This window comes from Larkinella sp. (assembly GCF_965227735.1).
In the GTDB taxonomy this organism is placed as follows: domain Bacteria; phylum Bacteroidota; class Bacteroidia; order Cytophagales; family Spirosomataceae; genus Larkinella.
The window spans coordinates 541,416-563,884 of sequence record NZ_OZ245776.1 but is presented as its reverse complement, the minus strand read 5'-3'; the positions used below and the strand labels follow the sequence as shown (position 1 = coordinate 563,884).

At 51.7% G+C, this 22,469-nt stretch carries 9 protein-coding genes; 8 read left to right on the top strand and 1 reads right to left on the bottom strand.

Annotation, left to right across the window (positions count from 1 at the left end; translation table 11 throughout):
• The first annotated feature begins 3 nt into the window (after positions 1 to 3).
• Entirely contained in the window at positions 4 to 1,602 is a 1,599-nt protein-coding gene (locus ACO064_RS02265) for a SusD/RagB family nutrient-binding outer membrane lipoprotein (RefSeq protein ID WP_421825795.1), read from the top strand.
• A gap of 639 nt (positions 1,603 to 2,241) precedes the next feature.
• Here ACO064_RS02265 and ACO064_RS02260 read toward each other — a convergent pair.
• Positions 2,242 to 3,822 carry an FG-GAP repeat domain-containing protein gene (locus tag ACO064_RS02260; protein ID WP_421825794.1) on the bottom strand — a complete coding sequence of 527 codons (1,581 nt, stop codon included), beginning with the start codon at positions 3,820 to 3,822 and terminating at the stop codon, positions 2,242 to 2,244.
• Positions 3,823 to 4,401: 579 nt separating this feature from the next.
• Between ACO064_RS02260 and ACO064_RS02255 the strand changes: the two genes are divergently transcribed.
• The 7 genes from ACO064_RS02255 (at position 4,402) to ACO064_RS02225 (ending at position 22,469) form a co-directional block, all read left to right on the top strand.
• The gene (locus ACO064_RS02255; RefSeq protein ID WP_421825793.1) at positions 4,402 to 7,506 is read left to right on the top strand and encodes a SusC/RagA family TonB-linked outer membrane protein; all 3,105 of its coding nucleotides are present in this window, start codon (positions 4,402 to 4,404) and stop codon (positions 7,504 to 7,506) included.
• A gap of 9 nt (positions 7,507 to 7,515) precedes the next feature.
• Positions 7,516 to 9,102, top strand: coding sequence for a SusD/RagB family nutrient-binding outer membrane lipoprotein (locus ACO064_RS02250; RefSeq protein ID WP_421825792.1), 1,587 nt, complete (start codon positions 7,516 to 7,518; stop codon positions 9,100 to 9,102).
• Positions 9,103 to 9,292: 190 nt separating this feature from the next.
• Positions 9,293 to 12,562, top strand: coding sequence for a VCBS repeat-containing protein (locus ACO064_RS02245; protein WP_421830981.1), 3,270 nt, complete (start codon positions 9,293 to 9,295; stop codon positions 12,560 to 12,562).
• A complete protein-coding gene (locus ACO064_RS02240; protein ID WP_421830980.1) occupies positions 12,562 to 13,884 on the top strand; it encodes a vanadium-dependent haloperoxidase in 1,323 nt (440 codons plus the stop codon). The genes ACO064_RS02245 and ACO064_RS02240 overlap by 1 nt, the downstream gene beginning before the upstream one ends.
• A gap of 477 nt (positions 13,885 to 14,361) precedes the next feature.
• Positions 14,362 to 17,451, top strand: coding sequence for a SusC/RagA family TonB-linked outer membrane protein (locus tag ACO064_RS02235; protein ID WP_421825791.1), 3,090 nt, complete (start codon positions 14,362 to 14,364; stop codon positions 17,449 to 17,451).
• 28 nt (positions 17,452 to 17,479) lie between these two features.
• A complete protein-coding gene (locus ACO064_RS02230) occupies positions 17,480 to 19,063 on the top strand; it encodes a SusD/RagB family nutrient-binding outer membrane lipoprotein (protein WP_421825790.1) in 1,584 nt (527 codons plus the stop codon).
• A gap of 76 nt (positions 19,064 to 19,139) precedes the next feature.
• Positions 19,140 to 22,469, top strand: a complete 3,330-nt coding sequence (locus tag ACO064_RS02225) for a VCBS repeat-containing protein (protein ID WP_421825789.1) — start codon at positions 19,140 to 19,142, stop codon at positions 22,467 to 22,469.

The window sequence follows — 22,469 nt, the reverse complement described above, 5'->3', positions numbered from 1 at the left end:
AAAATGAAAAAAATAGCCATACTTGCATTTGCCGGGCTTTTGCTGGGAACCGTATCCTGTAAGGAATCCGAGTTTGCCGAAGCCTATCCCGATCCGGCCAAAATTGCCGAGTCGACCGTTGAAAAACAATTTACCGGTGTGCTCTACGCCAACCGGGAGTATGTTCTGCCGGGCTATACGCACTATTTTACGACCCTGCGGCTCTCCCTGAATCCCTACACCCAGGCGATTGGCCGGCTGAACCAGTCCGGTCTCTACGTTCCGGGTTCGGCAGGGGTCGAAAACGTGTGGTACAACTACTACAACATGCTCGCGCAGTACCGCGAATTGCAGAAAATCTACGCTTCCAGACCGGCCGATCAGCAGGCTGACCGGAAAATTTTCATGCTGGCAGCTGCGATTTACGTCTACGACCAAACGCAGCGCCTGGTGGATGTACACGGTGCAATCCCGTTCTCGGAAGCCGGTATGCTGAGCACAAACGGCGGTGAATACGCGTCTTCGCTGGCGAAATTCGATACGGCTGAAGGGATCTACGCCTTTCTGCTGGATGACCTGAAACGCATTGCTACCGAGTTGAACGGTATTACGCTGAATGCCGGGTATCAGAAGTCGTTCCAGACGCAGGACTTTATCAATAAAGGTGACATTGCGGCCTGGAAACGGTATGCCAACTCCTTGCGGTTGCGGTTGCTGAACCGTGTATCGGATGTGGAAAGCATGAAAACCCGCTCCAACACCGAGATCGCCGAAATTCTGGGCAACGCCACCACCTACCCGATTGTGGAAACCAACGCGCAGAACATCCAGATCAATGTTTTCGACATCAACACCGACATCAACTCGAAAGGGTTTCAGGGCGGTTTGGCATCGGACGGCTGGTATGGCAACACGGCGGGCAAGGCGATGATAGACCACATGAACACCAACAAGGACCCGCGTCTGCCCATCCTGTTTGAACCGGGACTCAACGCAGCCGGAAAGTTTATTGGCATCGATCCCCTGGCGACCGAAGCCGTTCAAACGGCTCAGTACAATGCCGGGCAACTGGCGATTTATAACCGGTATACCACGAGCCACAACCAGTTTTTCCCCGGTGTAATCATCAACGCTGCGCAGATGAACCTGATCAAGGCGGAATATTATCTGCGGACGGGCAACGAGGCATCGGCCAAAACCGCCTACGAAACGGCCATTACGCAGTCGGTAGAATTCTACAACAAGATTCTGTCGCTGACCAACGCCACCGGGATCACGGGTTCAACCATTCCGACGGCGGCAACGCCAGCTTCGGTTGCCGCTTACATTGCGGGAGATGGTGTAAGCTGGGCGAAAGCAACGACCAACGCTCAGAAACTGAGCCTGATCGCTACCCAAAAATGGTTGCACTACAACGTGGTTCAGCCCTACGAAAACTGGGCAGATCTGCGTCGTTTGGACCTGCCCGTGCTGAGCTTCCAGGTTGACAATGCCAATAACCAGACGTTGCCACCGGTGAAATGGACGATTCCGGGCAACGAAATTACCTACAATGCGGTGAACTACTCGGCCGTAAAAGCAGCGGATAATCTGAAAACCAAGCTTTTCTGGGATGTGAAGTAATCATTGATAGTTTGATTTAGTATGTAACCAAAATAGGCAGCCCGGAAGGGCTGCCTATTTTGGTTTACAGGACTTTCGCTTCCTGCCCCGTTCCCCTAATTGATTCAAATTTAACGCGAACTATGAAACTTATTAATTGATTATGAGCTGATTAAGTGCCATAGGCACGACATGTTTGTAGCAAAACGAACCACCCGGTTCCTCCGGCGTACCTTTGGGTACGCAACAATTGCATCAGATTGCGTACCCAAAGGTACGCCGGAGGAACCGGGTGGTTCGTTTTGCTACAAACATCAGTCCGCTACGCGGCCAATAATCCCACAGTTCGCGTTAAATTTAATAATCGCCGGATTATTCGTTTGGCTTTTCAGCCCACTGCTTTAGCTGTGGGTAAATTGTCATGGAACCGAATCATTCTGAAACCGTTTCAACGGTTTTATCGGCCAGCAAACCGTTAAAACGGTTGCGGGACGATTCGGTTGCGTTTCAACTTCCCACAGCTAAAGCAGTGGGCTAATAAACGAATAATCCGGCGTTTATTTTGTTTAAATCAATTAGCAGTGGGCTGAAAAGCCAAACGAGTAATCCGGTGGTTAAATCAATTAGGGGAACGGGGCAAAAGGCGGAAGCCTGATGTTTTTATTTCTTCCGGTTTTCCAGCACCAGCAGTTGCGGAAACGACAGAATGCCCTTGAAAATCAACTGGGTCATTTCGCCAACGGTGTGGAAATACGAACCCAGCACCAGATCGACATCGCCGTCTTTGTCGAAATCGGCGGCTTCCATGGTGAGCCATTTTCCGTGAGCGCCTTCCGGGGTGGTGAACGGCTTGAAATTCAGCTTACCTTCGTTGGACAAATACACAAAGCCCTGCTCGGGCTGGGCCAGATTGGCATAGAAAGATGTGGCCGCAATGTCGAGGTCGCCATCCTGGTCAAAGTCCCGGGCAATGGCTTTGCTGGCTCCGTAGAGTGGATAAAACCAGGCTTCTTTAAAGTTGTCTTTCCGGTCGTTCAGGTAAATCCGTACACCGTGGTAGTTTTTGTTGACGGATGAATAATCCCAGTTGTCGCCATTGGTGAGCAGAATATCCTGAAAACCGTCCCCGTTAAAATCCGCCAATTCAAAATAGCTGGCACCGAACAGGGGCGAAAACCGCAGCACGGTTTTTTCCTTAAACCGCCCGTTTCCCTGGTTGTAAAAAATAACGACTTCTTCGCGCGCCTGGGCCATCACAACCATGATGTCGGGCTTTTTGTCGCGGTTAAAATCCGCAATTTCCACTTTTCTGGCACCGGGCAAAGCTTTCAAAACGTGTTCTTTGGTCGGCTCGAAACCGTCGTACCAGAACAGCTTGCCCGCATGATTGCCAAAACCGCAAATGACCACATCCTCTTTTCCATCGGCATTCAGGTCGCCGGAAGCAAACTGCACCGGACGGGGCAAGTCGCGGATATTGATGGGGGAGGAGCCGGGTTTGGACGCCCGTTCCAGCGTCATGAGCCGCCCGAGGTGTTGGTCGGACGGACTGAAAATGCCGATGGTGAGCAGACGGGGAGCGGCATTTTTAGGAAAGTCGATGTCCGTTGGGGCGGTATCGATCCACCAGGTATCGTTCAGGAAAGCATCGCCCGGCTGCAGCGGGTTGTCGAGCACATACAGGGCGTTTTGGGCATCGCCCACGTAAAGCCGGGCGGTATTTTTGTCATACTTTAGCAAGGTAGTCTGCGGAACCGGTTTATCGCCCAGCGCAATTTCCCGCGCTTTGAATAGCGGAAGCTGATTGGTCAGGGGCTGATAGGGTTGTTGCGGCAACGGTTCGGCGGGTGCGAGACGTTCGTAATACCGTACAATTTCCGTCCACTCGTCTGCCGAAAGCCGGGCGGTTTCGGGGTAAATAGTCAGATGGGCAACGGCTTTTTCCTCCTCGGGCGACAGCGGTTTTAGTGTATCCTGACTGGGCAGTCTGATGCCAAGCCGCATCGCCATGTTGGGAAGCACCCCCGTGAGCCAGGTCTTTTTGTCCAGCAAAGCCGGTTCCGGAAACAGATGGCAACTACCACAATGGCGCATAGCCAGTTGTTTGCCAACGAAAATGGAATCGTCTCCGCCCGCAGTGCTGCGTTGTAAACTTGTCTGAGTAGGCTTTTTTTCAAAGTAAGAAAATGACGATACCCAGAGCGTAATGAAAAACAACAGACCGGTTTGAAGCAAAGACATTCGGGAGTGGTTTGCGGAATGAAAATGGCAAAAACGGCAGGAAGATAGTCTAATCCGGGTTTTGTAACGTTCTCACTGCAAAAATTTAGGTTGTTAATTATTTTTTTTGACTCGTGAATGGCAGAACCAGAACATGAAAATTCCGGGACTCTTCAGCCATTCCGGAACATCCCGGCTATAAACGTCAGTGCGTCCGGGAATTTCTAAAGTACCAATCGGTAACGAGTTCGAGAGTAAAATTGCTGCATTTTTATTATTAAAGTACAATCTTGTGCCTCTTGAGACGGACATGATGCGTTCCGGGTAATTTCAAGGATGAACTGTATAAATTCAACATTAATTTAAAATTAATGCCGGTATTATTAAATTTTTTAAAAAAGGAATATATTTGCAGTTAATCACCCATCGTACAGAATCTTCTGCCTGTTTTTTTATCTTTTTCAGTAATATCTGGAAGTCGAGTCGCTTTTTTTAGGCTATAATGGTCTGGAAATCGACACGTTAACCCCCTGTTTTCCTGCTTGAATCGAATGCGCTTTTTACTTATATTCACCTAAAACAATCCTAATAATGAAGTTTATGAAACAAAAACTACTTAAAACCTGCTTAAAGGTTTTTGTCTTTGCCGGAGCCTGGCTACTCTTTGCGGCTTCACCTTCATGGGCTGTGGATAAAGCAGTTACCGGGAAGGTGTCGGACGAGAAAGGGAACGGGCTGGCTGGCGCAACGGTCACCATAAAGGGAACGACACGAGGCACCAACACCGATGGAAATGGAAGCTTCCGCATTGTGGTTCCCGACGATAACGCCATTCTGGTGTTTTCCTATATTGGCTACGCAAAACAGGAAATTGCCGTTGGAAACCGCTCGAACATTGATGTTCAGTTGCAACCCGGCGATGCTTCGCTGGAGGAAGTCGTCGTAACGGCTTTGGGGATCAAACGGGACACGCGTTCGCTGGGATATTCCGTAACGACCATCGATGCCTCTTCGGTCAACCAGGCGCGGGAAACCAACGTCATCAACTCCCTGCAGGGGCGGGTGGCCGGTTTGAGCATCACGCCCGGAACCGGTGGTCCCGGTTCGTCGTCCCGGATCAACCTCCGGGGGGTGAGCAACTTCAGTGGTGGTAGTCCCTTGTTTGTCATCAACGGGGTTCCGATGGACAACTCTTCGCGCGGAAACGCCGGAGAGTGGGGCGGAAACAACAACGGGGACGGGATTGCCAACATCAACCCGGACGATATCGAAACCATGACGGTGTTGAAAGGGGCTACGGCTGCGGCCCTGTATGGTACGCGGGCGGCCAACGGGGTTATTCTGATTACGACCAAAGGCGGCAGCAAAAACTCCGGTCTGTCGGTGGAATACAACGGAAACATGCAATTTGACAAGGTAATCAACTGGACCGACTATCAGTATGAATACGGTCAGGGAACGCAGGGCAAACGGCCGACCGACGTCAACAGTGCCCGAAATTCGGGGATTTATAGCTGGGGCGAAAAAATGGATGGTGCCATGTATACCCAGTTCGACGGCAAACAATATCCGTATTCGCCGGTAAAAGACAACATTGAGAACTTCTACCGGACAGCCGCCACCTTGACAAATACCGTGGCGATGTCAGGCGGAAATGAGCAAACCAGTTTCCGGTTGTCCCTGTCATCGATGGATGCCCAAACCACTGTTCGGAACAGCGGTATGAAACGCAAAACCATCAACCTCAATGTGAATCAGAAAGTTACTGACAAGTTCGATGTGACCATTATGGGGAATTACATCGATCAGCAGGATAAAAACCGGCCAGCTTTGAGCGATGCCCCTCAGAACCCGAACTATGGGATTATGCTGCTCGCCACAAGTTTCAACCAGGCCGCTTTGAAACCCGGTTTCGATCCCGTAACGGGGAATGAATTGACGTTCAGTGATGATACGTACAAAACCAACCCTTGGTTTGTCGTTAATCAGTATAAAAGCAGCCTGGACCGGAAACGCCTGATTTCAGCCATAACCGGTAAATACCAATTTGCTGACTGGATTTACCTGCAGGGCCGGATTGGGTATGACCTGATCAATGACGGCGGCTTTGGTGTGACACCTTACGGTACCGCTTATTCGCGGCTAGGCAGCGTCAATTACAGCAAAGAGCAGAAACACGAGATGAACATCGACGGTTTGTTGGGAATTAACCGCAAGCTGCTTCCAGATTTGAACCTGAATATGGCGCTGGGTGCCAACCTCAGAAAAAACAGAGCCGAGAGTGTTGGGGTTTCGGGCGGTAGTCTGAGCATTCCGTACCTGTATACCCTCTCGAACACGCTGACCAAAGGGCAGTCTTATGGATTTAACGAACGGCAGGTTCAATCGGCCTATTACACGGCGGATTTTGACTACAAAAACTTCCTGACGCTGTCGACCACGGGTCGTTACGACATCTACTCGACTCTGCCGTCGGCCAACCGGGGCATTTTTGCTCCTTCGGTTTCAGCCAGTTTAGTGTTCTCCGAATTGTTTAAAGTGCCTTCTCTGGATTTTGGTAAACTACGGGCGTCGTATGCCCAGACCAGCGGTGAAGCGTTTGACGCCTACCTGACGAGCCAGTATTATTCGCTGGGCAACACCATCAATGGCGTTCCACAGGGCGGATTTAGTTCACAGTTGCCCAACCTCAACCTGAAACCGTTCCGGTTGAAAGAGTTTGAAATTGGCTTTGAAACTAAGTTTTTGCAAAACCGCCTGGGAATCGACTTCGCTTATTTCAACCGGGAAACCAAGGATGAAATTGTGAGCGGTCCGTTGTCGCCCACCACCGGGTACTCGTCGCGGGTTCTGAACCTGGGGTCGACCAAAAATACCGGGCTTGAGTTGTTGATCACCGGTACGCCGATTGTGAACAAATCGTTCAAATGGGATGTGTCGTTCAACATCACCAACGTCAAAAATACGATTGTGGACATCGACGGCGATGGCGGTACGACTACCCTCGGACTGGGAACCTACCGGCCTCTGAACGGGAACATCGCCCACGTGAAAGGTTTGCCAGCCGCGCAAATTATGGCGTATGATTACAAATATAACGCCAACGGCCAGGTCATCGTCGGTGCTAACGGGGTTCCGGAAAGAGGAGCACTGACGCCCATGGGATCGGCTATTCCGAAAGTATACGGTGGTTTGAACAACAGCTTCAACTACGGAAACTTTGGACTTTCGTTCTTGTTTGATTATAAATTTGGCGCAAAAGTGCTGTCGGCCACCAACCACTATTCCATCGTGGACGGTTTGCACAAGATGACCCTCGAAGGCCGTGAAACCGGAGTCGTGGCTTCGGGTGTGCTGGCAACCGGCGAAACCAACACCCGCAATGTACCGGCCTATACCTACTACCCGGCGCTGGTGACCAACATTTCCAGACTGAACGTGTTCAATGCCGATTTCATTAAGCTGCGCCAGGTCGTTCTGAGCTATCACCTGCCGGAAAAATGGTTTACGGGTAGCAAACTGCCGTTTGAAGACCTATCCTTATCACTGGTTGGTCGTAACCTGGCTACGCTGCTGAAGCACACCGAAAACTTCGATCCAGAAGCCGGTTTCTCGTCCGACCTGCGCTACGCCGGAACGGAAGGTGCCCAGTTGCCCTCGACCAGAACGTTTGGTTTCACCTTAAATGCCCGGTTTAAAAAATAATTGAGAACCATGAAGAGAACTTCAATCTATATAGCAGCGATGTTGCTGGTTTGTGCGACAAGCTGTACCGATAAATTTGACGACATCAACACCGACCCGACGCGGTCGAGTGAGTCAACCTGGGACCCGAACTTCTTTTTGCCCAACGCCCAGATGTCGTATATCAACCTGGGCTACGATGGGATTCTGTACCAAAGCACTTCGATGCAGGTTCTGGCGTCGACCTTTACCTATTACGGGAATGGTGATAAGTATGTAAATACCCAGAATTCGACCAGCTATCAGGGCAGCCTGTTTAGCCGGGCCTACAGCATCGGTACGGTTTTGGCCGAAATGATTAGCCTGACGAAAGGGAAGGAGCAGTATACGAACCTCTACAACGTCGGCCGGATCATGCAGGCCATGAACATGCAGCGGGCTACCGACGTCTACGGCGATATTCCGTATAGCGAAGCTTTCAAGGTGAAAGAAGGCGTTGCGAACCCGAAATACGACACGCAGCAGTCGATTTATACGGCTATTCTGACCGAGCTCGAGCAGGCAACGGCCGCCCTGGATGCCACCAAGCTGAAACCAACCGGTGATTTGTATTATGCCGGCGACATCGCCAAGTGGAAAAAGCTGGGCTATTCGCTGATGTTGCGCGCGGCCATGCGACTGACTAAAGTCGATCCGGCCACGGCGAAAACCTGGGCCGAAAAAGCCGCTACGGGTGGGGTGTTTACGTCCAACGACGACAACGCGAAAATCGTTTCGGATGCCAACAATGCGACCTCCGGGATTTTCAACGTGTACCAGGTTGCGGATGACTTCCGGGAATTGCGGTGGTCGAAGACCTTCATCGATGCCCTGAAAACGACCAATGATCCGCGTTTGAGTGCCATTGCCGAAGTGCCGCAGCCGGGCTTGGCCAACAATGCGCTTCAGACACTGGTGGGGGGCAACGATCCGGCTGTTCAGGTTGGATTGCCCAATGGCTACGACCTGAGCGGAGGTGCCCGTGACATCAGAACGTCGGCGGGCTATCCGGGAGCAACCGGAACCGGCAACGACGTGGCACCCCTCGGGAAATACTCCCGGCCACGCATCTCGGTTTACCTGAAACGCAACGGCACGCTGGAAACGATGACCTACGCGCAAACCGAACTGCTGCTGGCGGAAGCCAAAGTGCGGGGTTGGAACGTGCCGGGAACGGCCGCCGAACACTATGCCAACGGCGTAACGGCCGCCATGACGTCGCTCTCGCAACTGGATGCCACCGCAGCCATCACGCCCGCAGCCGCTGCTGCCTACGTAGCCGCCAATCCGCTGAACGTGACGTCAACGGAAGCTTCGCTGAATGCCATCAATACGCAGTACTGGCTGGCAACGGGTAGCTACATGGACTTCGTTGAAACCTGGATCAACTGGCGCCGGTCGGGTTATCCGACGCTGACGCCGGTCAATTATCCGGGGAATGTGACGAACGCAACCATTCCGCGCCGGATGATTTACCTCTCAACGGAAATCATCAATAACAAAACCAGTTACACCGAAGCCGTTAGCCGCCTGACGGGTGGTGATTTGCTCACCGGCCGGGTATGGTGGGATAAGTAAGCTCAGGAAAAAGGGAGGGTCGCCGGATGGTGCCTTCCCTTTTTTTATTTGTTTCAGAAATTACCTTAACTTCAACTTCTTCTGTTGAAGTTTTTCGTTTTAAGCTACCATGATTGTCCTCGGTTCGAAATATAAAGTATGCGCATCCGGTTTTAAAGCAGCATGGTTGTGTAAGGTAGGGCTAGTGTTGTTGTGTCTCCCGGTTTCATTTTTGCAAGCCCAATCGACTCTTTTTCAACTTCTTTCTCCGAAACAAACCGCCATCGATTTCAGCAACGACATCGACGAAAACGAAAGCCTGAACGTCTTATCCTACGAGTATTTCTACAACGGGGGCGGTGTTGCCGTCGGCGATCTGAATAACGATGGCCTGGATGATCTGTTTTTTACGGCCAACCTGAAACCCAATAAACTCTACCTGAATCTGGGTGGATTGAAATTTAAAGACATCACCAAAACCGCGGCACCGGGTCTGGGTGGTCGGGCGGGGGGCTGGAAAACCGGCGTTAGCATGGCCGACGTCAACGGCGATGGGTTGCTGGATATTTATGTCTGTTATTCCGGGAAAGGAGAGGATGATAAACGCCGGAACCAATTGTTTATCAATCAGGGTGTTTCCTCCGATGGGTCGGTGCGGTTGGCCGAACAGGCCAAATCATACGGTCTCGATGATCCGGGTTACAGCACCCAGTCGGCTTTTTTCGATTTTGACAACGACGGCGATCTGGACATGATGCTGTTGAATCACAATGTGAAAAAATATGACAACATGGAACTGGCCAAACTGCGGAACGAAGTGGATGAACTGGCCGGGAATAAACTCTACGAAAACCGGGATAACCACTTTGTCGATGTCACCAAAAAAGCCGGTATTCACCAGTATCCGCTCACGTTTGGGTTGGGCATGGCCATTGCCGATGTGAATCAGGACGGCTGGCCCGATATTTACGTCACCAACGATTACAACGAATCGGATTACCTTTATATCAACCAGAAAAACGGAACCTTCAAAGACGAAACCCAGCATTCTTTCCGGCATCTGGCGCAGTTCTCGATGGGCATCGACATTGCCGATTACAACAACGACGGCCTGCCGGATATGATGTCGCTGGACATGTTACCCGAAGATAATCGCCGACAGAAACTGCTGCAACTTCAGGAAAATTACGAGTCGTTTGAACTCATGGTTCAGCAGAAACTCTACAAGCAATACATGCGGAACATGTTGCAGTTGAACAATGGCGACGGAACCTTCAGCGAAATTGCGCAGGCCGCCGGTGTTTCTAATACGGATTGGAGCTGGGCTCCTTTGCTGGCTGATTTTGACAACGACGGCTACAAAGATCTGTTTATTACCAACGGCTATTTGCGGGATTATACCAATAAAGATTTTCTGAAATACTGGGGTGACTACAAAGTGCAGAAAGCGATCAAACGCGAATCGATTCAGCTCATGGATTTGATCCGGGCGATGCCATCGACCAAACTGCCTAATTATATTTTTAAGAATAACCGGGATCTGACTTTTGCGAATAAACAAACCGACTGGGGTTTTCAAACCGCTTCGATTTCAAACGGGGCGGTGTATGCCGATCTGGATAATGACGGCGATCTGGAACTGGTTGTCAATAACATCAACGAACCGGCTTTTGTGTACCAGAATTTGACTCGGGAGCAATTAAAAACGTCTTACATTCAGCTCAAACTGGTTTCGGCGGGCAAAAATAAACAGGCGGTAGGAGCCAAAGTAACGGTTTATACCCAGGGCGGTTTGCAGTATCAGGAGCAACAGCCGGTTCGGGGCTATCTGTCCTCGCAATCGGCCCGGCTGCATTTCGGCCTCGACCAAGCAACGACGGTTGACTCCATCAGGGTGATCTGGCCCGATCAAACCGAACAGAAACTGGTTCAGGTGGCTGCCAATCAGGTTCTCACGATTACGCAGCCGACGAACGCTCCGAAGTCGAAAGGCGTGGTGGGTCAGAAAAACAAACCCGGTATTTTTCAAAAAACCGGGAAGATCATTTCCTTCCTCCACGAAGGCTACAACGAAAATGATTTCAAGCGCCAGCCGCTGATGCTGTTTATGTATTCGCAGGTCGGGCCGGTTCTGGCAAAAGGCGATGTGAATAAAGACGGGTTGGACGATCTTTTTATTGGCGGGGATAAAAATACCAACGGCAAAATCTGGCTGCAGCAAGCGGACGGCACCTTCAAAAAAATCGAAGAATTAACCATTGGAGATGAAAACGTTTCGGCACTTTCGGCGGCTGTTTTTTTCGATGCCAATGGCGATGGTTACGATGATTTATACGTTGCCAAAGGCGGTTATTCCCTGTTCGAACCCAACACGCCGTCGTTGCAGGATGTTCTGTACATCAACGATGGAAAAGGCAATTTAAAACTGGTTACGACCGCATTACCCGTGCTGACTGCCAGCAGTAAATCCTGTGTGCGTGTGGTGGATTTCGACGGCGATGGCGATCAGGATCTGTTCGTTGCCGGGCGGGTTATTCCGGGGCGGTATCCGGAACCACCCACTTCTTATTTGCTGGAGAACAACGGAAAAGGGCAGTTTAAGACCGTAAAAACGCCGTTCTCGAACATCGGTATGGTCACCGATGCCCAATGGGAAGATCTGGACGGTGATGGCCGAAAAGACCTGATTCTGTGTGGGGAATTGATGCCAATTAAAGTATTTGCCAATACCAAAGACGGTTTCGTGGATAAAACCGCTCATTACTTCCCGGAAGAAGAAAACGGTTTCTGGTTTTCGATCACCGTTGCCGATGTAAACGGTGATGGTAAAAAAGACATTATCGCCGGAAACCTGGGCATCAATTCGCAGCTTAAATACTCGAAAAAAGAACCTGCCGAGCTGGTGTATGCCGATTTTGATAAAAACGGTTCCATTGACCCATTCTTTAATTTTTATGTGCAGGGAACGTCCTATCCGTTTGTCAGCCGCGACGAATTGAATGATCAGATCTTCCCCATGCGCCGGAAATTTGGCTACTACAAAGATTATTCGACGGCAACGATCAATGACATTTTCTCGGCGGATGATCTGGCGAAAGCCAAAAAAATGACGGCTACTGAATGCCGTTCCGTCTGTTTTCTGGCGAAAGATGGCGCATTTGTAAAACAGATTCTGCCGCTGCCAGCCCAATTTTCGCCGGTGACGAAATCATTGGTCGAGGATTTCGATCACGACGGTTTTATGGACGTTCTGCTTCTGGGAAATAAATCCGATAATCGGCTGAAAATTGGCAGCCTGGATGCCAATTATGGCTGCTTATTAAAAGGAGATGGGAAAGGCGGTTTTTCTTATGTGAGTCAACCCGAATCGGGTTTATCGGTGATTGGCGATGTTAAAGCGGTGGTCGAATTGCAGGTAAAGCAGCAAAAATATCTGATAATCGGGGCCTTCAACGAACCGGTCCAGGTCTACAAAAAATGATGGTCATGCGGTATTTATTCCTGCTTGGTTTTCTGGTTATTCATTCGGTGCAGGGGCAAAAGGCCAGGCCGGATCTGGGGCGTCATCTGCAGCCAACGATTTTCGCGGTGACGATGGTGATGATTCATGATGTGGCTAATCCGCCAGCCGCCAGCCGGTTTTATACATACAGTTTACTGGGAGCGTATGAAATTATGGCGCAGCATAATACCGCCCTGACACCCCCTGCGGCTTTGGTTCGTAGCCATAAAAGAATAACCTTTGATTCTAAAAGCCCGTACAACTACCAGATTGCCGCCCTTTTTTGCGTACTGGAAACCGGTCGGCTGATGCTCCCTTCGGGCTACATGCTGGAGGAGGAACAAAAAAAGCTGCTGGAAACGCTCCGGAAAGAAGGGTACGATCAGGCCGTGATCAACCCGTCGGTGGCCGTTGCGCAGGAAGTGGCCAAAAAAGTAACGGCCTATGCCGCTACCGATAATTACCTGAAACTAAGCACCCGCCTGCGCCACCGGCCCGCCAAAGGCGACCAATTCTGGTATCCAACCCCGCCGGGTTACATCGAAGCCATCGAACCGCACTGGCGAACCATCCGCCCGATGTTCATCGATACCTGTTCGCAGTTTACCCCCAAACCGGCGGTCGCTTTCAGCAAGGATTCCACCAGCGAATTTTACAAACTGGCCTACGGAGTGTATCGGGAAGGGAAGAATCTGGATGAAAAAAAACGGTTTATAGCCTCGTACTGGGACTGCAACCCCTTCGCCATCAATACCTCCGGCCACATGTCGATTGGCTTTAAAAAAATCAGTCCGGGCGGGCATTGGATGAATATTACCAGCATTGCGACCCGGAAAGCCAAACTGGATTTTGACAAAACGCTCCAGGCCCACTGGCTGGTTGCCGCCACGTTGATGGATGCCTTTATCAGTTGCTGGGATGAAAAATACCGCAGCAACCGCGTACGACCCGAAACCGTCATCAACCGCTCCATCGATGCACGCTGGCAACCGCTGTTGCAAACGCCACCCTTTCCGGAATACACCAGCGGTCACAGCGTCATTTCGACCGCTGTGGCTGAAGTGTTGACGTACCTGATTGGCGATAATTTTTCGTTTACGGACGATACCGAAGTCCTGTTTGAACTGCCTACCCGCGATTTTAAGTCTTTCCGGCAAGCGGCCGAAGAAGCGGCCATCTCCCGGCTCTACGGCGGTATTCATTTCCGCGATGCAATCGAGAACGGGCAAACACAGGGAAAAGCCATCGGTAATTTCGTGGTAGCTAAAATCAAAAAAGCCGGTATTAAACCTCTGCGCTGACGCTCCTTCCCGCCTGGTCGTCGGTCTACATCACGCTATTCTGTCTCAAATGCCCGCCTGCTGGCTGATCGCGTCGGCTTGTTCCAAAATATTTGCTGTATTTTTTAGAGAACTTATTTGACTTTGGAAAACCAGGGTTATTCAGGTTGTCGCAATAATAATATTCTGGACCTGAAAATATAGATTTCTTAAAACTTGACCTTTGGAAATTGATAAAACGTATTAATTTATTATCTATACCGCATTTTTTAAAAAAATTAACAAATAGTATATTTGCTTGCTAATTCAGTAGAAAGCCAAATATTATTAAAGCTTACACGCCATTTGTTTCCTATAAAGAACGTAATTTATTATAATAAGTATTCTGTGCACTCTATCACTAATCCCTTAATCTGCTTATTTCCATTTTCTTACTGTACTAGTTCCCGTAATGCCATTGCGCTTATTTCTTAACATCAACCAACCTACAGAAAACCAATGAAGCTATGTAAAGAGCGGTTTACTCTCCTTTTTTTCGTACTGCTCCTGAGTTGCAGCGTGTCGTGGGCGCAACTCCTGAACGTACAGGGAAAAGTGACAGATGCAAGCCAGAGCGCCATTCCGGGTGCCAACGTTTTGATTAAAGGAACTAACAAAGGAACGATCACGGACGCCGACGGCCGGTATTCCATCAGTGTCGGCAAAGGCAGTGTGCTGGTGATCCAGTCGCTTGGATTTGTGGCCCAGAACATTACCGTGGGCGACCAGACGACCATCGATGTTGCCCTGGTTGAAGATGACAAGACGCTGGAGGAGGTCGTCGTAACGGCGTTGGGTATTGCCAAAGACAAAAAAGCCCTGGGCTATTCGGTGACGGAAGTGAAAGGGTCGGATTTTACGCAGGCCCGCGAAATCAACCTCGGAAACGCCCTGTCGGGAAAAGTCGCCGGGGTGAACGCGACCGCAACGGCAACGGGACCGGGCGGATCGAGCCGGGTCATTATCCGGGGGAACGGTTCGCTGAGTGGTAACAACCAGCCTCTGTACGTTGTCAACGGCGTGCCTATCGACAACACGAACGTCAACTCGGCCGGTATGTGGGGTGGAACGGACACGGGCGACGGTTTGAACAGCATCAACCCCGACGATATCGAAACCATTTCGGTGTTGAAAGGGGGAACGGCTGCGGCTCTCTACGGCTCACGCGCGTCGAACGGGGTCATTCTGATTACGACCAAAACCGGGAAAGGCCAGAAAGGAATCGGGGTCGAATACAACGGAACCTATACGAGCGATCGCCCTTTTACGCTGACCGACTGGCAGTATGACTACGGTCAGGGAATCCGGCAGGCCAAACCGCTGACCCAGCAGGAAGCCATCAACACGGGAGCGCAATCGTGGGGTGCCCGGATCGACGGTTCGCCGGTGATTCAGTTCGACGGCGTTACCCGGCCGTATTCAGCCCAGAAAGACAACGTCAAAAATTTCTACAACGCCGGTAGCACCTTCACCAACACCGTGGCGGTGGCCGGTGGGAACGAAGCGGCTAGCTTCCGTTTCTCCGCGTCGAACCTCGACTCGAAAAGCAGCATTCCGAACTCCGGATTCAACCGGAAATCGTTCAACCTGAGCGCCAATGCCAACCTGTCGAAAAAAGTGCTTTTCGAGGGCGTTGCGCAGTATAACATTGAAACCGGAACCAACCGGACTTTCCTGTCGGATACGCCCAAAAACCCGAACTACGGGGTGCAGATGATTGCCAATACCGTCGACATCCGTTCGCTCGATCCGGGTTATGATTCCCGTGGGTATGAGGCACTCTGGAACAGCAGCGTGTATGCACAGAACCCGTATTTCGTGGTGAACAAAGTGAAAAACGAAGACATCCGGAACCGCTTTCTGGGATCATTTTCGATGCGCTACAACATCACCGACTTCCTCTACATCCGGGGTCGGGTGGGTACCGACAACAACATGATGAAATACCTGAGCATCGAACCGACCGGTTTGGCCTACTCGACGCTGGGGAGCATGAACCGCCGTCAGGTGCAGATTCAGGAAACCAACGCCGAAGTGTTGCTTGGCTTTAACAAAGAGTTCGGGGCTTTCTCGGTCAATGCCCTGGCGGGTGGAAACCGGATGCGTCGCTCGACGGAGGAAATGAGCTACAACGGCAGCCAGTTCAACGTGCCGTTCAACTACTTCCTCGACAATACGATCAACAAATCATCGGGCTACGGCTACAGCGGTTTTGGCATCAACTCCCTGTTTGCTTCGGCGGATGTGGGCTATCAGAATGTGCTGTTCCTGACCCTGACCGGTCGCCAGGACTGGTTCTCGACGCTGGCGAAGGCCAACAACAGCCTGTTCTATCCGTCGGCCGGTTTGAGCTTTGTGTTCTCCGACGTGCTGCCCAACAAAGGCAACTGGCTGAATTACGGAAAAATCCGCGCTTCCCTGGCGCAGGTAGGGGGTGGTTATCCGAACCCGTACGCCCTGAACCTGACCTACGCGCTGGAAGGCAATTCCTATGTGGGCAGCGTCCCGCTGATGCGCATCAACGGCGGAACCATCCCGAACGCCCTGCTGCAGCCCAACACCTCGACGACCACGGAAATTGGTCTGGAAACCAAGCTGTTCAACAACAAACTGGGCCTTGACCTGACATATTACAACCGGGTGACCAAGAATGACCCCGTAACGGCATCAACCTCGTCGGCTTCCGGCTACGGCAACGTGTTGCTGAACGTGGGTGAAGTGGTGAACAAAGGGATCGAAGTGTTGCTGACCGGTACGCCCGTCAAAGCGGCCAGCGGTCTGACGTGGAACGTGGCCTACAACATGGCGTACAACGATAACAAAGTCGTGAAAATCGCCGATGGTCTGAAACGCCTGGAACTCGATCAGTCGCGGACACAAAGTGCTTACGTCTACCACTTTGAGGGTGAGCCTTATGGAATGCTGGCAGGGTATAGAGCCCTGAAAGATGCCAATGGCAACACGGTTTACAACACCGCCACCGGCGTTCCGATGCGCAGTGAGTTTACGATGCTGGGCCGCGGTGTGCCGCCGTTGACGATGGGGTTGACCAATTCGTTTAGCTACCGGAACTTCTCGATGAGCTTCCTGATCGATGCGAAATTTGGTGCCAAACTGTACAGTGCGACCAACTATTTCGCCTACGCCAGAGGGTTGGCCAAAGAGACATTGGTGGGCCGTGAAGGCGGTTTGACCGTAACCGGTGTTTCGCCAACCGGCGATGCGTTCACGAAAACGTTTGCGGGCAAAGACGTTCAGGACTACTACAGCGGTCTGACGACCATCACCGACCAGTTCATCTACAGCTCGGATTTTGCCAAGCTGCGCCAGTTGACGTTTGGCTACACACTGCCGAAGTCGTTCCTGGCCAAAACGCCCATTCAATCGGTTAGTTTGTCGTTCGTCGCCCGGAACCTGCTGTTATTGTACAGCAAAGTGCCGAACGTCGATCCGGAATCGACCTACAACAGCGGAAATGCGCAGGGACTCGAAATGTTCGGCGTACCACCGGCCCGCAGCTTTGGTCTGAACCTGATGGTTCGTTTCTAAGAACTACTGATCTTAACACTACAGCATCATGTTACAAACAATAAAAAGAAGACGACTGCCGATCCTGACGAGTCTCCTGAGCGCCAGTCTCCTGTTTTCCTCTTGCGATAACGGGTTTGAGGAACTCAACACCAACCCGAATGCCCTCACGACGCCGGTTATTCCCAACCTGTTTTCCTACAGCGTGGTGAAAACCGCCGGAACAGGTTACGAAAATCACCGGGGGAATCTGATTTATGCCGGCGCCATCATCCAGCATTTTGCCGCCCTGAACACCTACTGGTCGGGGGATAAGTACCTGTACAACGGCCCGTATTCAGATGCATTTTTCGAGACGGCCTACGGTTCGCACATCAAGGAACTGGAACAGATTATTGCCCTGACAAAAGACGATCCGGCGCAGTCGAACCTTTACAACGTGGCCCGGATTTTCCGGGTGTTTGCCTACCACCGCGTGACGGATCTGTACGGCGATATTCCGTATTCCGAAGCGGCAAAAGGGTATCTGAACAATACATACTCGCCGAAATACGACAAGCAGGCCGACATTTATGCCGACATGCTCAATGAACTGGATCTGGCGGCTCCGGCCCTGGATGCCACCAAAACCGGGTACGGCGCGGGTGATATCATTTTCGCGGGCGATCTGACCAAATGGAAGAAATTCGCCTATTCGCTAATGCTCCGCCTGGGTATGCGGCTCACGAAAGTGGACCCGGCCAAAGCGGAAACTTACGTGAAAAAAGCAATTGCCGGGGGCGTTATGCAAAGCAACGACGACATTGCCAAAGTGAACCATGCCGAGGGTGACGACAACAAACGGAACCTCGACAGCAACACGCTGAAAACGCAGGAATATGACGCAACCAACCTGAAAGGCAATGCCAACAGCAAGTTGAGCCAGACGTTTGTCAACTTCCTGAAAAACAACAACGATCCGCGCCTGCCGTTTATCGCAACCCTATGGGAAGGAAACGCAGACCCGACGAAAGAAGCCACTGCATCGGCTCCAGCTGTGCAGAAAGGCCTGCCAAACGGGTATGACGTGACGACCATCAAAACGCTCATTCCAACCTGGACCGACCAGTCGATGGCGACGTATTCGGAAGCCAACCTGAATAAAATCGCGAGCAACTCGGCCCCGACGGTTTTCCAGAGCTATGCCGAAGTGGAATACCTGCTCGCCGAAGCCGCCGTTCGCGGCTGGGGTGACGGTCAGGCGGCTGCACACTACAACAAAGGCGTGACGGCGGCCATGAGCATGATGTCATTGTATGGCGGAACCATTCCCGCGGCTTCCATCACGGCCTACCTGACGGCGCATCCGTATCTGGCAACCGGTACGACGGCGCAGCAAATGGAGCAAATTGGTACGCAATACTGGGCGGTTAACTTCCTGAATTCGTACGAAGCCTACGCCAACTGGCGTCGGACGGGCTACCCGGTTTTGACCCCGACCAACTACGCGGGCAACGAAACCGGTGGCACGATCATGCGCCGGTTGCGCTATCCATCATCGGAAGCCAGCCGGAATGCGGCTCAGTATAACGCGGCCATTGCGGTGCAGGGTCCCGATCTGTTTACGACCCGGATCTGGTGGGATAAACAATAAGTAACTTGTATATTTTCGTAACTTACGGGTTAATAGGCTGTCGCTATGTGGGCTTGTTAACCCGTAAGTCTTTTTGATGATTACTACCGTACACTTTCTTCGAATCAGACGGCTTTCCGGCCTGATACGCTGCCTCATCGGTCTGCTGACCGCCCAACCTGCTTTGGCCCAGTTTACCCCGCTCACTCCCCAGCAAACCGGTGTAAAATTTGTTAACAAACTGGTCGAGACCGAAAAAAACAACGTGCTGGCCTACGAGTATTTCTACAACGGCGGGGGCGTGGCAGTCGGTGATTTGAACAACGACGGTTTGCCCGATCTGTACTTCACCGGGAACATGGTGGCCGACCGGATGTACGTCAATCAGGGCAGTTTGAAGTTCAAAGATGTTTCGTCTTCGGCGGGAATCGGCAAGGGGCTGGGGTGGAAAACCGGCGTGACGCTGGTCGACATCAACCGCGATGGCTGGCTGGATATTTACGTCTGTTACTCCGGCAGCGGACGACCGGAACAACGGCGCAACCGGCTGTATATTAACAACAAAAATCTAACGTTTACGGATCAGGCCACCCAATATGGACTGGATCTGCCCACCCACAGCACCCAGGCCGCTTTCTTTGATTATGACAAAGATGGCGATCTGGACTGTTTTCTGCTCAACCACAACATCAAGGATTTCAAGCGGTTCGATGCGGCTGCCGTAAAAGCCATGCGCGACGAGTTTGCGGGCGACCGCTTGCTCCGCAACGACAATGGAAGGTTCGTGGACGTCAGCGAAGCAGCCGGGATCAAAGGCAATCCGATCGGTTTCGGACTGGGCGTTGCCATTGCCGACATCAACCTCGATGGCTGGCCCGATATTTACGTTTCCAATGACTACATCGAACAGGATTACCTCTATCTCAACGACGGAAAGGGCCACTTTTACGATTCGCTGGATAAGTCGGTCGGGCATTTGAGCTACTTTTCGATGGGCAACGAGGTGACGGATATCAACAACGACGGCTGGCCGGATATTTTCACGCTCGACATGCTGCCCGAAGACAACCGGCGGCAAAAACTGCTCTATGGCCCGGAGAATTACGAAACCTACCAGAACATGCTCCGCAACGGGTTCGACCACCAGTTGATGCGGAACATGTTGCAGTTGCATACCGGCGTTCAAAAAGAGAACGGTTTTCGGGTGCCTAAATTCAGCGAAATCGGACAACTGGCGGGCATCTCCAATACCGACTGGAGCTGGTGTCCGCTATTTGCGGATTTTGACAACGACGGCTGGAAGGATCTGTACGTCACCAACGGCTACCTGCGGGATTACACCAACATGGACTTCATGAAGTTCTACGCCGACCAGCAGTTGAAGATTGCCCGGGGCGATTCGACGGCCATGATGGATATTCTCAGACAAATGCCGTCGACCACAACCCAGCATTACATTTTCCGGAATAGCGGTCAGTTGACGTTCGAAAACAAGGTAAAAGCCTGGGGGCTGGACCAGAAAGCGCTTTCGAACGGGGCGGTTTATGCCGATCTGGACAACGACGGCGATCTGGAAATCATCACCAACAACATCAACGTTCCGCCCTCGATTTACCGCAACGACAGCCGGGTTTCGGAGCAGCATTATTTGCAGGTTCAGCTCGGGAACAGCTCGGCGACACTCACTGCCGGAACCAAAGTATGGGTGTATAGCCAGGGAATGACGCAGTATCAGGAGTTTAACCCCTCGCGCGGTTTTCAGTCCTGCATGCACACGCCGTTGCATTTTGGTGTGGGAAAGGCGACAACCGTCGATAGTCTGCGGATTGTCTGGCCGAATGACCAGATGCAGGTATTGCGGGGCGTAAAGGCCAACCAAAAGCTGGTTTTGAAACCGGAGGAGGCAGCCGGAAAATATGACTGGAACAAAACCGTCCCGGAGAAACCGGTTTTTACGGAATTTCTTACCGATTCGCTCCCGTACCGGCATACGGAGGATGCTTACAATGATTTCAAACGACAGTTACTGATTCCCAATATGTTATCGTTTCAGGGGCCGCACTTGGCAAAGGCGGATGTGAATGGCGACGGCCTGATCGATTTGTATGCCGCCGGTGCGAAAGGTCAGGCGGGAAGCTTGCTTTTGCAGCAAAAGAATGGAAGCTGGCAGGTAAGCCCGCAACCGGCTTTCGATGCGGACAAAATGCACGAAGACACGGACGCGCTGTTTTTCGATGCCGACGGCGACGGCGATCCGGATTTGTACGTAGCCAGTGGCGGTTTTGCCTATTTGCCCGACGATCTGCTGTTGCAGGACCGGTTGTATCTCAACGACGGAAAAGGGAATTTTACGCGGCAAACCGGGGCGCTTCCCGACGAAACCATCAGTGATGCCTGCGTCGTTTCGCTGGATTTCGACAAAGACGGTGACCTCGATTTGTTCGTTGGGGGCCGGGTCATACCGGGCCGGTATCCCGAACCCACCAGCAGTCGCATCCTCATCAACGATGGCAAAGGCATTTTTACCGATAAAACCGCTCAGCTTGCGCCCTTTCTAACCAAAATCGGTCTGGTCACCGACGCCGTCACGCTCGATGTTGACAAAGACGGATGGCAAGACCTCGTCCTCGTCGGCGAGTGGATGCCCATATCCGTTCTAAAAAATGAATCCGGCAGGGTATTCACTCATTCACTCATTCACTCATTCACTCATTTAAACGGCTGGTGGAACCGCATTGAAACCGCCGACCTTGACAACGACGGCGATCTGGATTTGGTAGTCGGCAATTTTGGCCGCAACAGCCAGATGAAACCGGCCGAAACCGAGCCGGTGACGATGGTATACGGCGATTTTGACCAGAATGAAGCCATCGATCCGTTTCTGTGTTATTACAACCAGGGTCGTTCGTATCCGTTGGTGAGCCGCGACGAAGCCCTCAACCAGCTTTTTCCACTTCGCCGGAAATTTCCGACCTACCAGTCCTTCGCCGACGCCACCCTGAAAGAGATCCTGACGCCGGAACAACTGACCCGCGCCGACACGCTTCAGGCGACCACCTTCAGTTCTATCCTGCTGGAAAACAAGGGGGATGGCACCTTTATCAAACATGACCTGCCCGTTGAAGCCCAATTTGCGCCCATTTTTGCCCTGGCGCTGGTCGACTACGATGGCGACGGTTTGAAGGATTTGCTGGTTGGAGGAAACCAGTCGTATACCCGCATCAAGATTGGAAAGATGGATGCCAATTACGGTTCGCTGTTTAAAAACAACGGAACGTTCCGGTTTTCGTATGTACCGCAGCTAAAATCCGGTTTTCGGGTCGAGGGCGACGTGCGGGACCTTGTCGTTCTGGAACAGAATGACACCCTGACCATCTTGTTTGGCCGCAATAATGACAGCATCCGGGTTTACCAAAAGACCCGTTGA

Excerpts from the sequence above, each read along its gene's own strand:
- ACO064_RS02265 (WP_421825795.1), top strand. The coding sequence starts at position 4 with ATGAAAAAAATAGCCATACTTGCATTTGCCGGGCTTTTGCTGGGAACC.
- ACO064_RS02260 (WP_421825794.1), bottom strand. The coding sequence starts at position 3,822 with ATGTCTTTGCTTCAAACCGGTCTGTTGTTTTTCATTACGCTCTGGGTA.
- ACO064_RS02255 (WP_421825793.1), top strand. The coding sequence starts at position 4,402 with ATGAAACAAAAACTACTTAAAACCTGCTTAAAGGTTTTTGTCTTTGCC.
- ACO064_RS02250 (WP_421825792.1), top strand. The coding sequence starts at position 7,516 with ATGAAGAGAACTTCAATCTATATAGCAGCGATGTTGCTGGTTTGTGCG.
- ACO064_RS02240 (WP_421830980.1), top strand. The coding sequence starts at position 12,562 with ATGGTCATGCGGTATTTATTCCTGCTTGGTTTTCTGGTTATTCATTCG.
- ACO064_RS02235 (WP_421825791.1), top strand. The coding sequence starts at position 14,362 with ATGAAGCTATGTAAAGAGCGGTTTACTCTCCTTTTTTTCGTACTGCTC.
- ACO064_RS02230 (WP_421825790.1), top strand. The coding sequence starts at position 17,480 with ATGTTACAAACAATAAAAAGAAGACGACTGCCGATCCTGACGAGTCTC.
- ACO064_RS02225 (WP_421825789.1), top strand. The coding sequence starts at position 19,140 with ATGATTACTACCGTACACTTTCTTCGAATCAGACGGCTTTCCGGCCTG.